Raw genomic sequence first — 13,081 nt, forward strand, 5'->3', positions numbered from 1 at the left:
CGCCCGCCCCCCCCGCCCCCCGCCCCCCCCCCCCCCCCCCCCCCGCGGGGGGGGCCCCCCCCCCCCCCCGCCCCCCCCCCCCCCCCCGGGGGGGCCCCCCCCCCCCCCCCCCGGCCCAGGTGCAGCGAGCGCAGGCCAGCCGGTGCATCCGCCGCGCGCAGCGCCTGTACCGGCTGCAGAGTCTCTGCATAGACGAAGGCGCCCGGCATCGGATTGTCCGGATCGTCGAAACCGAGCCGCGCATCGATCGTCATGATGATTGCCGCCCGGCCGTCCGGCAGCGGGCTGATCGCGGTGTGCCCACCACAGGGCTGGTCCACGATCACCCCGCAGCGTTCCTGGGTCTCGAAGTCGAAGCGCAGCACCCCGCAGTGCTCGGTGGCGGTCATGGACGCCTCGACGCTGCCAGGATGCTGATCGACATCCACCATGTGCACCCGGTACAGGTCGGGACGTGCCGTCTCCTCCACGTGGCGGAACAGCAGTTCCCTGCGGCCCGGATCGATCTCCGCACGTCCGATCCAGGGCATGAACTGGGCATTGTTGCGATCACCGATCCACGGGCTGGGTGCGTGCACGAAGCCGAGCCCCTGCATGCGCGGCAGCGGCCCGCGGCCATTCCAGGAGTAAGGCCAACCCATGTTGCGGGCATCGGTCATCGGGGCGAGTGCGTGCTGGCCGCCCGGCCGGAAGACCATCGGATAGGTGTTGCCCCGGGAGAACCCGTGCTCGGAGTGGGTACCCCGCATCATGGTGGCGCGGGCCACCACATCATCCGGTTCGTGTGGTTTGGAACGGACGCCTGCCAGCTGCAACCAACCGTGACCTCGGTGGTCTCCCGGTGCGACCAGTTCCACGGACTCGATCGTCTGCCCGGCCAGCTCCCCGAGATCGAATTCGAGCCAATTCCACTGGTCAGCCCACAGCCAGCCGTACGAGTCGGTGGCGGAGACCTGGGCGTACTGGTCGGTGAGGGGGAGCGCCCGCCCGGCCACGCGTATCCGCACCGCGACAAGGCAGGAGTCGAAGTCGGGGACAGGATCTGTTTCGTGGGTCCCGGGCTTGCTGAACTGCAGGGCAGGAAACAGGGCGATGGCCAGGCAGGAATCGGGCGGCACGGACAGGTCGTGATCCAGCAGCGCTGTTCCGCCCGGTGCGCCGAATTCGTAACGTAGCACCGGGCCGGGGATGATTCCGGTGCCGTGGGCTCCACTGGGATTGTCAGGCCCGTGATCAGCCGCCAGTGTCAGAGGACCATCGGATTCCGCGCGTGACATGGCGACCGCCTATTCGAAGGATGCGTAGATGCCGTTGGTGAATTCAGCCAGCGCCGAGGCGTCCTGCCCTGTCTCGGTGGTCTGCAGCAGACCACCATCCAGGACGATGATGCAGCTGGTGGCATTGGGAACCCCGGTGGGGGTGCCGCAGAAGGACTGACCGAGAGCTTGCCCGCCATCCAGGGCCTTGCGCTGGGACTGCACATAACCCTTGTCCGAGCTCACGAGCAGCGTGACGATGCGGGACTGCTTGCCTGTGCCATCGAGGAAGACTGCCGTCTGCATACGGCTGCGCGAATTGTCGATATCAGTGGGCATCGCAGTGGGGGAGGATGTGGGGGCCCAGCCATCGAAACTTGCAGGAAGCTGCGCCCTGGAGGCCAGCTTGGGAGTTTCTGTCATGCTCGGCGTTGCATCGCTGCCGGGGTTCCCCGATGCCACCGGAGAGCTCAGGCCCGAGCATCCCGTCAGCGTCACCGCCATTCCGATCAGCAGTGCCGAACCGGCTGCTGCGAGACGGGTGGAGGCATGCATGGGCCCCAGTATGCCGCAGTAGCGTGGGTGATCGCCTTCCCCGCGGTGCACCTCCGAAAAGCCGAGAACGGCCTCGGCCCCCAGAACGCTCACAGACGTTCATGCGGGCCGAGGCCGTTTCAGCAACTACTGACAGGAACTGAACTGCTTCGGATCAGATGTCGTAGTACAGCTCGAACTCGCTGGGAGTCGGGCGCTGACGGATGACGTTCAGCTCCTGCTCGCGCTTGAGGGAGATCCAGGTGTCGATGAGGTCCTGTGTGAAGACATCACCGACTGTGAGGAAGTCGTGGTCCTCTTCGAGCGCGGCGAGGGCCTCCTCCAGGGAGTCCGGCACGTTCTTGATGGACTTGAGCTCCTCAGGAGGCAGCTCGTAGAGGTCCTTGTCGGTGGGCTCCGGGGGCTCGATGCGGTTGTTGATGCCATCGAGACCGGCCATCAGCTGGGCCGAGAAGGTCATGTACGGATTGCCCGACGGATCCGGGACGCGGAACTCGAGGCGCTTGGCCTTGCGGCCGCCCGCGGTGATGGGGATACGGATGGCAGCCGAACGGTTGCGCTGGGAGTACACCAGGTTGACCGGAGCCTCGAAGCCCTTGATCAGGCGACGGTAGGAGTTCACCGTCGGGTTCGTGAAAGCGATGACGGAGGAGGCGTGCTTGATGAGACCGCCGATGTACCAGCGGGCCAGATCCGACAGACCGGCATAGCCGTTCTCGTCGTACATCAGGGTTTCGCCACCCTTCCACAGCGACTGGTGGCAGTGCATGCCCGAGCCGTTGTCGCCGAATATGGGCTTCGGCATGAAGGTGGCGGACTTGCCGTAGTTCTGCGCCTCGCCCTTGACGATGTACTTGAACTTGAGTAGATCGTCACCTGCGGCCTGCAGGGTGTTGAAGCCGTAGTTGATCTCCTGCTGACCGGCGCCGCCGACCTCGTGGTGCGCACGCTCACCGGTCAGACCGGAGGCCTCCAGCTTGAGCATGATGTCATCGCGCAGGTCACCCGCCTTGTCGGTGGGAGCGACGGGGAAATAGCCACCCTTGATACGGGTCTTGTACCCGAGATTGCCGCCCTCTTCTTCGCGGCCCGTGTTCCACACGGCCTCGACGGAATCGACCGAGTAGAAGCTCTCGTGCGGCTCGGTGCTGTAGCGCACGTCGTCGAAGACGTAGAACTCCGCCTCGGCGCCGAAGTATGCGGTGTCCGCGATTCCGGTGGACTTGAGGTATGCCTGAGCCTTGGCAGCTACCTGGCGGGGGTCGCGGGAGTAGGGCTCGTTGGTGATCGGGTCCACCACGGAGTGGATGATCACGAGTGTCTTGGCCTTGCGGAAGGGGTCCACGTAGGCGCTGGACGGATCCGGGATGAGCTTCATGTCGGACTCGTTGATCGCCTGGAAGCCACGCACCGAGGAGCCGTCGAACGGGACGCCGTCCTCGAAGGTGTCGGCGTCAAAGGCCTCAGCCGGCACGGCGAAGTGCTGCTGAACGCCCGGCAGGTCGCAGAAGCGGACATCGATGAACTGGATGCCCTCATCCTTCACGAACTTCAACAAGTCATCGGGGCCAGAAAACATATAATTCCTCCACGATCTGGACATGAGCGGGCAGGAACAGCCCACTTCACTGTGATGCCGTCACACTATTGGGCGCGCAGACCATGAATGTTCCGGCCATGTTTCAGCCGTGTTACGTGAACCTGAGTGCGGTGGTCTCGGCGCGCTTGCTGAGCGATCGGAAATCCGCCCTACCTTGGCCGGGCTAGTGGCGTTGTCGAGATTGCCGGTGGGCGCGATGGTGCGGGGCTGTTGAGGGGGATTCAGAAAAACATCAGGGAGCACGGGACCGGATGCCCGTGCTCCCTGGATGGTGTCGTGCGCGTGGTGACGAATCAGTGCTCGCCGTCGTGGTCGGCGTGGATGTGGTCCACGTGGCCGCCGGCCGCATCGTCAGCCTGTGCCTCCCGGGCGTGGACGAGAGCATCGGCGATGACATGACTGACATGGTGGTCCGTCGCTCCACATGTCACTGTGCGCCCGTTGCGTTCTGCGGGGACAAGCCCAGGAACAGGCCACGCAGGGATCACAAGTTCTCGGAAAGCACCAGCCATTGGTCCTCCAACTGCTCGTTCTCGGTTTGGAGTGCCTTGAGAGTGGCCGCCTGTTCGGCAATGCCCTGATAGTCGCTCTGGTCGTGCTCGGCCATGGCGACCTGCTGGGCGTCGATCTTGGTGGCCAGTTTCTTCAGCTTCCGCTCGATGGCGGCCAGTTCCTTGCGGGCAGCCCTGTCGTTGGCTGACGTGGATTCGGCCTTCGGCAGGCCAGCTGGGCGCGAGACTTGGGCGTTCTCCTGCTGCTGGTGGCGGAGCGCCAGGTATTCGTAGACGCCATTGGGCAGGTGACGAAGGCGGCCGTCCAGGATGCTGTACTGCTGGTCGGTGACGCGCTCCAGGAAATAGCGATCGTGCGAGACGACGATGAGCGTGCCGGCCCAGGAGTCCAGCAGATCCTCCAAAGCGGTGAGCATGTCGGTGTCGAGATCATTTGTAGGCTCGTCGAGGATCAGCACATTCGGCTGGCCGAGCAGCACCAGCAGCAATTGGAGGCGGCGTTGCTGGCCGCCGGAGAGATCCTTGACGGGGATGTCCAGCTGACCGGATGCGAAGCCCATCTGCTCCAGGAACTGGGCCGGGGTGAGTTCCTGTGCTTTCGACCCGGTGCCCACTGTGTAGCTGGCGTGCAGGCCGGCCAGCATCTCCTGTACGGGCTCGTCCTGGAATTCGGTGAGCTCGGTCATCTGCTGGGTGAGCGTGGCCACCTTGACGGTGGCACCACGGCGCACCCTTCCGGATGTCGGCTTCAAAGTCCCGTTGATCAGGCTGAGGAGTGTCGACTTGCCGGCGCCGTTCACGCCCAGAATGCCGGTGCGCTCACCCGGCGCGATGAGCCATTGCACATCGTGCAGCACCTCATGATCGCCGTAGCTCACCGAGACGCCGAGCAGATCGACCACCTGCTTGCCCAGCCGCGAGATGGCCAGTGACTGCAGCGACACGGAATCGCGCACCGGCGGCTCGTCGGCGATCAGGGCTTTCGCTGCCTCCACATGGAATTTCGGCTTGGAGGAGCGGGCCGGTGCGCCGCGGCCCAGCCAGGCGAGTTCCTTGCGAGCGAGGTTCTGCCTTCGCTCCTCGTGGGCAGCCGCCTGCCTGTCGCGCTCGACTCGCTGCATGATGTAGGCGGCATAGCCACCATCGAAGGGCTCGACGATCTGGTCGTGCACTTCCCAGGTGGTCTCGCTCACCTCGTCGAGGAACCAACGATCGTGGGTGACCACCAGCAGGGCCCCGGAGCCCGGTGTCCAGCGTTGTTTGAGGTGACCTGCCAGCCAGGTGATGGCCTCGAGATCCAGGTGATTGGTGGGCTCGTCGAGGGCGATCACGTCAGCCTGCTGCGCCAGCACCTTTGCCAGGGCAACGCGCCGGCGTTGGCCGCCCGACAGCGCACCGACCAGGGCCTGCCGATCGAAATCGCCGAGCAGCCCGTTGACCACGTCACGAACCTTGGGATCAGCGGCCCAGACATGGTCCGGCACATCTCCGACGACCGCCTGGATCACGGTGTCCTCGTCATGGAGGTCGTCGCGTTGGTCCAGCACCCCGAGCCTGGTTCCGCGCCGGACGGTGACCTGCCCGGCATCGGGCTCGCGACGCTGGGTGAGCAGCTCCAGCAGGCTCGACTTGCCGTCGCCGTTGCGCCCGACGATGCCGATTCGGTCGCCCTCGTTCACTCCGAGGGAGACCGAATCGAAGACAGTGGTGGTGGGGTAGTCCAAGTGCAGGCCATCGGCGCTGATCAGATTTGGCATGTCGTCGTCCAGCCTAGGTGAGGCGGCCGTGTCGGTGCGATCGTGTTCACCGGCTCATCGCCCAGTACCCGGCACCAGTACTCGGCGTCCGGGCCGGGGCCCGGCGCCCCGTCTCGTCCTGCCCAATGCCGAAGCCTTCCTCGACAATCGCGTGCGCAGATGCGGGAGCACCGCTCACCTCGGTGCCCAGCTCCTGATCTTCGGACCGGCACCGGCACGGCACGGATCCCGCTCGGCAGGACCCGAGCCATGGGCGATGAGCAGCGCCGGTCGAGCGCTGTTGATCGAGGAAGCGTTGATCAGCCACGCATGGCGCGCCGTGAAACCCGCTGGTGGCCTCCGGTCGGCATCGGGCCCTTGGGAATCGGAACCCGGGAGTGCAGCTTGTCGAGCGCCTTGAGGCGGTACTCGATCTCCTCGATCTGCTCGGAGTTCAAGGTCTTCGGCAGCTTCTTCAGATGTGCGGTGAGATCTTCAACTGGCACCTTGCCCTCGCCCTTGCCGACCATGACTGTTTGCACATCGACGCCGTAGAGCACCTGCTGGTGGCGGCGGGCCTCATTGCGGAGCAGATTCTGCGCTGTCTTTCCGTCCCCGATGAGGATCAACCCACCGGGCCCGATCGCCCTGTGCACGCAGTTCTGCTGCCTGTCCACCGCGACCGCCGAGGTGTAGTGCCACTTCTTCTTGTCGAGCATCCGGAGCGCGAGCTCGGCGCTGCCCGGCTGGCCCTTTACCCGCGAGAAGGACGCCTTCTTGGCCTCGCGCTGCAGAACCCACAGTGCCAGGGTGAAGCCGCCCACCACGCCGAGCAGGATCCACACGACGAGGGAGCCGAAGACCAGCCCGATGACCACGCCCACCACGATGCAGGCGGCCCACGGCACGCCGAGCAGAAGGGGAGTCCTGGGGTTGTACTCGGCGGTGATCTTGTAGGTCTCGCGAAGTTGCTTGATCGTGCCCCAGTCGGCAGGATCATCCGAATTCTTCTTGGCGGCCTTGAGTGCCTTGGCCTCGGCCTTCTGCTTCTTGGCCAGTTCCTTGGCCCGTTCGCTCGCCATTGATCAGTCTCCGTGCCTCGGGAAGAGGGGATCGCGGCGTCCCCAACGCCTGTCAAGTCTAGTGCATGGCTGTGGAGGTCGACCTGGTCGCGACGGCACTGGACTCCTCGTGCCGGCCGGCAGCCCGAAGGGGCGCCACCACTGTGATGACACCCCCGGAGGGCTTTCAGGAGTTTGGAATCAGGCCTGCTCGCTCAGTCCGAACTCCCCGCCGAAATCGCCTTCTTCCAACCGGGTTTTCACCGCGGACAGGAAGCGGCTGGCGTCGGCACCGTCGACCAGGCGATGGTCGTAGGTCATCGAGAGGTACATCATCGGGCGGATCGCGATCGTGTCCTCGCCATGCGCGTCCGTGATGACGACCGGGCGCTTGACCATGGCGCCGGTGCCGAGGATGGCGACATTGGGCTGGTTGATGATGGGCGTGTCGAACAGCGTTCCTGTCGACCCGTAGTTGGTGATCGTGAAGGTGGCCCCGGTCAGTTCATCGGGGCCGATCTTGCCGTCGCGGGAACGGGCTGCCAGGTCGGCGATGCGCTTGGCGATGCCGCCGACGTTGAGGTCTCCGGCGCCCTTGATGACCGGCACCATGAGGCCGCGGGGAGTGTCGACTGCGATGCCCACCTCCTCGGAGGCGTGATAGGTGATGGTGCCCGCATCCTGGTCGATGGTGCCGTTGACCTTCGGGTACTGGCGAAGTGCCTCGGTGGCGGCCTTCGTGATGAACGCGAGGTAGGTGAGACCGGCACCTGTGGTCCTACGGAAGTCATCCTTGGCAGCAGCCCGAACCCTGGACACGGCCGACATGTCGATCTCCACGGTGGCGGTCAACTGCGCCGAGACGTGCAACGACTCGGTCATCCGGGTGGCCACGATGGAGCGCAGCTTCGACATCTTCTCGGTGGTGCCGCGTTTCGAGGCCTCTGGGGAAGATGCAGCTGACGTCGAGGGCTTCTTGGGCTTCGCGGCGGCGGCAGCCGCCTCCTCTGCGGCCTTCTTCGTGGCTGCCGCGGCGTCGAGGACGTCCTGCTTGCGGATACGCCCACCCACTCCGGTGCCCTTGACGGTGGACAAGTCGATGCCCTCGGAGGCGGCGAGACGGCGCACCAGCGGCGTGACATAGCCGTCGAAGGCCTCCGAGGTGGCACGTGGGGCGAGCACGCTCGCGGCTGAGGGCTTCGGCGCAGCAGGGGCCGGTGCTTCGGCCGACTTCGGGGCGTCGGCCCTGGGCTCGGGTGCTGGAGCAGACTCGGCGGGCTTCTCAGGCGCTGATTGCGGGGCGGGCTTGTCGGGCGCCGGTGCGGCGGCCTCGGCGCCTGCCTGGCCGATGATGCCGAGCACCTGCCCGATGTCGGCGGTTTCGTCCTCGCCGACCCTGATCTCGGTCAACACGCCGGCCACGGGGGCGGGGATCTCGGTGTCGACCTTGTCGGTGCTCACCTCCAGCAGGGCCTCGTCGGCCTCGACGTGGTCGCCGACCTCCTTCAACCATCGGGAGACCGTCGCCTCGTTGACGCTCTCGCCGAGGCTCGGAAGTGTCACCTCGGTGCCGGAACCGCTGGTGGTGGCTTCGGCGGGCTTCTCCCGGGCGGGCTTCTTCTCTGCCGGCTCCTCGGCCTCGGTGGAAGGCACCACAGCCGGGGCCGACTCCTCGGGCTCGGCGGGCTCTTCGGGCTGCACGTGCTCCCCGGCGGGGGTGGGAGTGGGTTCTTGGCCGCCGCTCGCCCCGGCATCGGAGGCTTCACCGATGATGCCGAGCACCTGCCCGATGTCGGCGGTTTCGTCCTCACCGACCCTGATCTCGGTCAACACGCCGGCCACGGGGGCGGGGATCTCGGTGTCGACCTTGTCGGTGCTCACCTCCAGCAGGGCCTCGTCGGCCTCGACGTGGTCGCCGACCTCCTTCAGCCATCGGGAGACAGTGGCCTCATTGACGCTTTCGCCCAGTGTGGGGAGTGTGACTTCGGTCGACATGGTTCTACAGGACTCCTTCACCACAGGTTTTCCGCGCATCCGGGTCATTCCGGCGCACGCTGCCAGCCTAACGCCCAGCACCCACAGCTGCGGAGCCCTGAGCCCAACGGTTCGCCCTGCTCAGGTCGCCAGCAGCGAAATTCGGGTGTTTCTGGACAGGACGATGCGGAGTCATGGCATCGTCGGACCGAACGGCGAAACCGGTTCTCCGGAATGAGCCGGATGACGATGAGTTGCAGAACCGAACCAGCCGAGCGCCTGCGAGGAGAATCATGACGACTGCTCAGGATCGTCCGGGAAACGGCGAGCTGAGGCGTTCGCCTCTGCACTCCTGCCATCTGCGGCTCGGCGCCAAGTTCGCGGAGTTCGGCGGCTGGCTGATGCCACTGGACTATTCCGTTCCGGTCCTGCGCGGCGGCGCCGGGAACTCCCAGGTCACCAGGGGGCCTGAGGCCGGTGGTGTGCTCGCCGAGCACACCGCCGTGCGAGAGAAGCTGGGCATCTTCGATGTCTCCCATCTGGGCACCATCGAGGTCACCGGACCCGGAGCGGCGGACTATCTCAACACGGTGCTCGCCGGGGATCTGGCGGCCATCTCAGCGGGCAAGGCACAATACCAGCTGCTGTGCAACGAGCGGGGTGGTGTGGTCGACGATCTCATCGCCTGTCGGCGCAGCGGCGAGGACATCCTGCTGGTGCCGAATGCCGCCAACTGCGCAACGGTCGCGTCGATCCTGGCCGATGGGGCGCCAGAGCCGGTTGAGGTGCGCAATGCGCATGGGCAGTTCGCCATCATCGCGGTGCAGGGGCCGCGCAGTGACGAGTTGCTGAGCGCGTTGGGAAATCCGGTGGACGATCTCGGTTACATGTCTTTCACCGGGGCGACACTGGGCGGTACTGCCCTGACGCTGTGCCGCAGCGGGTACACGGGGGAGCGGGGCGTCGAGCTGGTCATGCCGGCTGAGCGTGCGGAGGCCGTGTGGAGGGCATTGCTCGAAACAGGTGAACAGTTCGGTGCCCGGCCGTGCGGCCTGGCCGCCCGGGACACCCTGCGCACCGAGATGGGATACCCGCTGCACGGGCAGGACATCTCCGCGGAAATCGATCCGGTGAGTGCGGGCCTCAGCTGGGCGGTCGGCTGGGACAAGGCTCATTTCCGCGGTGACCAGGCCTTGCGCAAGATCCGGGTCGACAAGTCCGCTCGTCGGCTGCGGGGCCTGAAAGCCACCGGCCGGGGGATTCCCAGACCCGGCATGGACTGCGTGGTGGCAGGCGGCGATGCCACATCCACGACGGTCGGCCAGGTGACCTCCGGCACCTTCGGCCCGACCCTGCGCACCGGCATCGGCCTGGCGCTGCTGGACCCTTCGGTGACTCCCGGGCAGCACGTCGGGGTGGTGGTGCGCCGCAGGGTGGAGGACTTCGAGGTGGTCAGGCCGCCATTCGTCCCGAGCAGGGTGCGCTGAAAGTCGTCCGCTCGCGGTACGGGTCCCGGTCCTCGTCGGCAACGCGTCTGTGAGGGCGGTGGTGTGGGGGAATCACGGCTCAGATCACCCCCTCAGCTCGATTGCCCCCACCAACCGGAGGCGGGCCGCAAGGAACGATCGTGTGCCCTTGTCACATCTCCTCGAGGCTCATCGGCCCATAGACCAGGTTGCCGTCCTGGAACAGGCTGACGGAGGCCACGCCGGCGTCGCTGAGATCGAGGTAGGCGCTGCTGAGCCAGGCCTCGGCCTCGGGTTGGCTGTCGAAGTCAGTACCGAGCCCGAGTGCTGTCAGCTCGTCATCGCTCAATGGGCTGTCAGGGGCTGCCAGGCCCGTCCAGGTGAACGGCATCAGTAGGTCTCCCCGCGGGCGATGACCGCTCCTGGCCTGCGGAAGCGGCGCATGGTGATCATCCGCGAGGCCATGTAGGTGAGAAGGCCCTTGGAGTTGAAGCCGGGGATCCGTTCGGTGGCTTCCTTCTTGAAGTCGCGCCAGCGATGCCAGATGTCGAGGGCGCAGATCCCGAAGAAGACCCAGATGGCGATCGAGCCGGCATAGGTGGCCGAGGGGATGTACCGCGCGCCGAGTGACACCGCCAGCAGGATGATGATGGCCGGCCAGGTGAACTCGCAGACCGACCAGTGCGCGTCCACGTTGTTGCGCAGCAACATCCGCTCCGGACGGGTCTCGGTGGCCTGCACCACCTGGTTGCGTCGCTTCAGGCGCAACTCGCGGTCCCTGGAGCGGGCTTCCTTCTTCGTGAGCACCGGGTGCAGCCGCTGCATGCGTGCCTGCTCGGCATCCTTGCGCTTAGGAGTCGGGGCGCCCTTGCCCCTGACCGGCGCTGCCACCGAGGCTGTTCCCGGCGACGTGTTGGTGGCCTTGTCCGGCTTCGCCGAGGCCTTGGCGTCCACCTCGGCGCCGTCCTCGTCCAGCGGCTTGCGTGCACGCAACAGTCCCACGGGGGCACTCCTTCATGACTGCTCTGGGATGACAGATCTTCTGCAATTCTAGGCATGTGCAGGGTCGGCCCTGTTCGGTTGCATCGCTCTCGCCGTCATCCGGCGAGCCGGAACTGTCCCGGAACTCCCGCGAGGCCATACTCTTGACATGGCTGACACGTGGTGATCCATGCATCGTGGGCAGTGCACAACACGGGCAGCGCACATCGTGGTTAAGGCAAAACATCGGAAGGACCGACGCGGCTATGGCAGGCATCTTCGAGCGGTTGTCCCTCATCTTCAAGTCCAAGGCAAACAAGACCCTGGACAAGTACGAGGACCCGCGGGAAACTCTCGACTACTCCTACCAGAAGCAGCTCGACCTGCTTCAGAAAGTCCGCCGCGGTGTCGCGGACGTGGCCACCAGCCGCAAACGTGTGGAATTGCAGGCAAATCAGCTGATCCAGGAGATGGACAAGCTGACCGTCGCGGCGCAGCGCTCGCTGGCCGCTGGACGCGAGGACCTGGCACGCGAGGCACTCACCCGCAAATCGGGTGTGCAGGGCCAGCTCGACGACCTCAACACCCAGCACGCTGCGCTGGCCGAGGAGGAGGAGAAGCTGGTCCGCGCCAGCCAGCGGCTGCAGGCCAAGGTGGACGCCTTCCGCACCAGGAAGGAGACCATCAAGGCCCAGTACTCGGCGGCGGAGGCGCAGACCCGGGTCAACGATGCCTTCTCCGGACTGTCCGAGGAGATGGGCGATGTCGGACGCGCCATCGAGCGCGCAGAGGACAAGACCCAGCAGATGCAGGCCCGGGCCGGTGCCGTCGACGAACTGCTCGCCTCCGGCGCGTTGGATGATCCGACGGGTACCTACAAGGACGACATCACCCGCGAGCTCGACCAGATGGCTTCCACGGCATCCGTGGAGAACGAACTGGCAAACATGAAGAATCAGCTCGGCATCTCCGCCGGGCCGGCAACCACAACCCCCCCGGCCGTCAGCCCCGCACCCGAGAAGCAGCTTCCCCAGCTGGGGGAGGGCAACGGCACAGCCACACAGGAAGGCCAGCAGCCATGATCGTGCGCGTCCTGGAGCAGGGACAGTGGGACGTCCCCGATGAGGAGATCAACTCCCTCAATGCCATCGACGAAAAGCTCGCCGATGCTGTCGCCGCCAGAGATCAAGCGGCTCTGGCTGCCTGCCTCAGCGAGCTGTTCGGCCGGGTGAGTACCGTGGGCCGTGCGATGGCCGATGACGAGTTGAGCGCCTCGGAGCTCATTTTGCCCGGTCCCGATGCCACCCTCGACGAGGTCGTCGAGCTCCTGGACGATGCCGGGCGTACCGAAGGCCTGATTCCCGGCTGATTTCGCTGAGGGGTGCATTGCCTTGTCCCGTGCAGGTCGCCGCGGACACTGGTGTGCAGGCCGGCGGGAATAACGCTGCCGTGCTGTGTTGTTGCGGTTCTTGGCGTCCTGCTCGATGCCGGCCGTACCCCGTACGAAGGGAATCAAGATGTCAGAAGCTCTGAAGGAATCCACCACCGGCGTCACCCTCACCGACGCCGCCGCGGCGAAAGCGCGGAGCCTGCTGAGCGCGGAGGGGCGCGATGACCTGGCGCTGCGTATCGAGGTGCAGCCCGGGGGTTGTTCGGGGCTGCGTTACCGCCTGTGGTTCGACGACTCACGCGCCGACAACGATTTCGTGGACTCCTATGAGGGTGTCGATCTGCTTGTCGACCAGCTGAGTGCGCCCTACCTGGGTGGCGCCACGATCGACTACGTCGACACCATCGAGAAGCAGGGTTTCAGCATTGACAACCCCAATGCCGAGAGCACCTGCGCCTGCGGTGATTCGTTCCACTGATCGTCAATCAAGTCCTCAACGGATGGGGGGGGGGGGGGGGGGGGGGGGGGGGGGGGGGGGGGGGGGGGGGGG

At 65.9% G+C, this 13,081-nt stretch carries 12 protein-coding genes and 1 pseudogene; 4 read left to right on the top strand and 9 right to left on the bottom strand.

Annotated elements, in window-relative coordinates; translation table 11 throughout:
- The 7 genes and pseudogenes from ABF648_RS10850 to sucB all read right to left on the bottom strand — a co-directional run.
- Nucleotides 1–1,277, bottom strand: a pseudogene (locus tag ABF648_RS10850) (hypothetical protein); the annotation flags it as partial.
- Between the two features lie 9 nt (nt 1,278–1,286).
- On the bottom strand, nt 1,287–1,811 hold the full coding sequence (locus ABF648_RS10855; protein ID WP_415632281.1) for a hypothetical protein: 525 nt from the start codon (nt 1,809–1,811) through the stop codon (nt 1,287–1,289).
- 154 nt (nt 1,812–1,965) lie between these two features.
- Nucleotides 1,966–3,390 carry a type I glutamate--ammonia ligase gene (gene glnA / locus ABF648_RS10860; protein ID WP_415632282.1) on the bottom strand — a complete coding sequence of 475 codons (1,425 nt, stop codon included), beginning with the start codon at nt 3,388–3,390 and terminating at the stop codon, nt 1,966–1,968.
- Between the two features lie 314 nt (nt 3,391–3,704).
- A complete protein-coding gene (locus ABF648_RS10865) occupies nt 3,705–3,842 on the bottom strand; it encodes a hypothetical protein (protein WP_415632283.1) in 138 nt (45 codons plus the stop codon).
- 53 nt (nt 3,843–3,895) lie between these two features.
- A complete protein-coding gene (locus ABF648_RS10870) occupies nt 3,896–5,680 on the bottom strand; it encodes an ABC-F family ATP-binding cassette domain-containing protein (RefSeq protein ID WP_415632284.1) in 1,785 nt (594 codons plus the stop codon).
- A 299-nt stretch (nt 5,681–5,979) separates the two neighbouring features.
- Nucleotides 5,980–6,741: a DUF4191 domain-containing protein gene (locus ABF648_RS10875; RefSeq protein WP_415632285.1), complete on the bottom strand. Its 762-nt coding sequence runs from the start codon at nt 6,739–6,741 to the stop codon at nt 5,980–5,982.
- Between the two features lie 180 nt (nt 6,742–6,921).
- Nucleotides 6,922–8,715 (bottom strand): 2-oxoglutarate dehydrogenase, E2 component, dihydrolipoamide succinyltransferase, encoded by a 1,794-nt coding sequence (gene sucB, locus ABF648_RS10880; RefSeq protein WP_415632286.1) that lies wholly within the window; start codon nt 8,713–8,715, stop codon nt 6,922–6,924.
- 272 nt (nt 8,716–8,987) lie between these two features.
- Between sucB and gcvT the strand changes: the two genes are divergently transcribed.
- Nucleotides 8,988–10,181, top strand: a complete 1,194-nt coding sequence (gene gcvT, locus ABF648_RS10885) for a glycine cleavage system aminomethyltransferase GcvT (RefSeq protein ID WP_415632287.1) — start codon at nt 8,988–8,990, stop codon at nt 10,179–10,181.
- A 151-nt stretch (nt 10,182–10,332) separates the two neighbouring features.
- Here gcvT and ABF648_RS10890 read toward each other — a convergent pair whose 3' ends face one another.
- Together ABF648_RS10890 and ABF648_RS10895 are read right to left on the bottom strand one after the other, a co-directional pair.
- Nucleotides 10,333–10,551, bottom strand: a complete 219-nt coding sequence (locus tag ABF648_RS10890; protein ID WP_415632288.1) for a hypothetical protein — start codon at nt 10,549–10,551, stop codon at nt 10,333–10,335.
- Nucleotides 10,551–11,162, bottom strand: a complete 612-nt coding sequence (locus tag ABF648_RS10895) for a DUF3043 domain-containing protein (RefSeq protein WP_415632289.1) — start codon at nt 11,160–11,162, stop codon at nt 10,551–10,553. The genes ABF648_RS10890 and ABF648_RS10895 overlap by 1 nt, the downstream gene beginning before the upstream one ends.
- A 245-nt stretch (nt 11,163–11,407) precedes the next feature.
- Between ABF648_RS10895 and ABF648_RS10900 the strand changes: the two genes are divergently transcribed.
- The 3 genes from ABF648_RS10900 to ABF648_RS10910 all read left to right on the top strand — a co-directional run bounded on the left by ABF648_RS10900 (nt 11,408) and on the right by ABF648_RS10910 (nt 13,009).
- A complete protein-coding gene (locus ABF648_RS10900) occupies nt 11,408–12,223 on the top strand; it encodes a PspA/IM30 family protein (protein ID WP_415632290.1) in 816 nt (271 codons plus the stop codon).
- On the top strand, nt 12,220–12,510 hold the full coding sequence (gene pspAA / locus ABF648_RS10905) for a PspA-associated protein PspAA (protein ID WP_415632291.1): 291 nt from the start codon (nt 12,220–12,222) through the stop codon (nt 12,508–12,510). Before ABF648_RS10900 ends, pspAA begins: the two co-directional genes overlap by 4 nt.
- A 148-nt stretch (nt 12,511–12,658) precedes the next feature.
- A complete protein-coding gene (locus ABF648_RS10910) occupies nt 12,659–13,009 on the top strand; it encodes a HesB/IscA family protein (protein WP_415632292.1) in 351 nt (116 codons plus the stop codon).
- The last annotated feature ends 72 nt before the right edge of the window (nt 13,010–13,081 follow it).

The organism is Propionibacterium sp., from assembly GCF_047719395.1.
Lineage (GTDB): Bacteria > Actinomycetota > Actinomycetes > Propionibacteriales > Propionibacteriaceae > Propionibacterium.

Excerpts from the sequence above, each read along its gene's own strand:
- ABF648_RS10855 (WP_415632281.1), bottom strand. The coding sequence starts at position 1,811 with ATGCATGCCTCCACCCGTCTCGCAGCAGCCGGTTCGGCACTGCTGATC.
- glnA (WP_415632282.1), bottom strand. The coding sequence starts at position 3,390 with ATGTTTTCTGGCCCCGATGACTTGTTGAAGTTCGTGAAGGATGAGGGC.
- ABF648_RS10870 (WP_415632284.1), bottom strand. The coding sequence starts at position 5,680 with ATGCCAAATCTGATCAGCGCCGATGGCCTGCACTTGGACTACCCCACC.
- ABF648_RS10875 (WP_415632285.1), bottom strand. The coding sequence starts at position 6,741 with ATGGCGAGCGAACGGGCCAAGGAACTGGCCAAGAAGCAGAAGGCCGAG.
- sucB (WP_415632286.1), bottom strand. The coding sequence starts at position 8,715 with ATGTCGACCGAAGTCACACTCCCCACACTGGGCGAAAGCGTCAATGAG.
- gcvT (WP_415632287.1), top strand. The coding sequence starts at position 8,988 with ATGACGACTGCTCAGGATCGTCCGGGAAACGGCGAGCTGAGGCGTTCG.
- ABF648_RS10890 (WP_415632288.1), bottom strand. The coding sequence starts at position 10,551 with ATGCCGTTCACCTGGACGGGCCTGGCAGCCCCTGACAGCCCATTGAGC.
- ABF648_RS10900 (WP_415632290.1), top strand. The coding sequence starts at position 11,408 with ATGGCAGGCATCTTCGAGCGGTTGTCCCTCATCTTCAAGTCCAAGGCA.
- pspAA (WP_415632291.1), top strand. The coding sequence starts at position 12,220 with ATGATCGTGCGCGTCCTGGAGCAGGGACAGTGGGACGTCCCCGATGAG.
- ABF648_RS10910 (WP_415632292.1), top strand. The coding sequence starts at position 12,659 with ATGTCAGAAGCTCTGAAGGAATCCACCACCGGCGTCACCCTCACCGAC.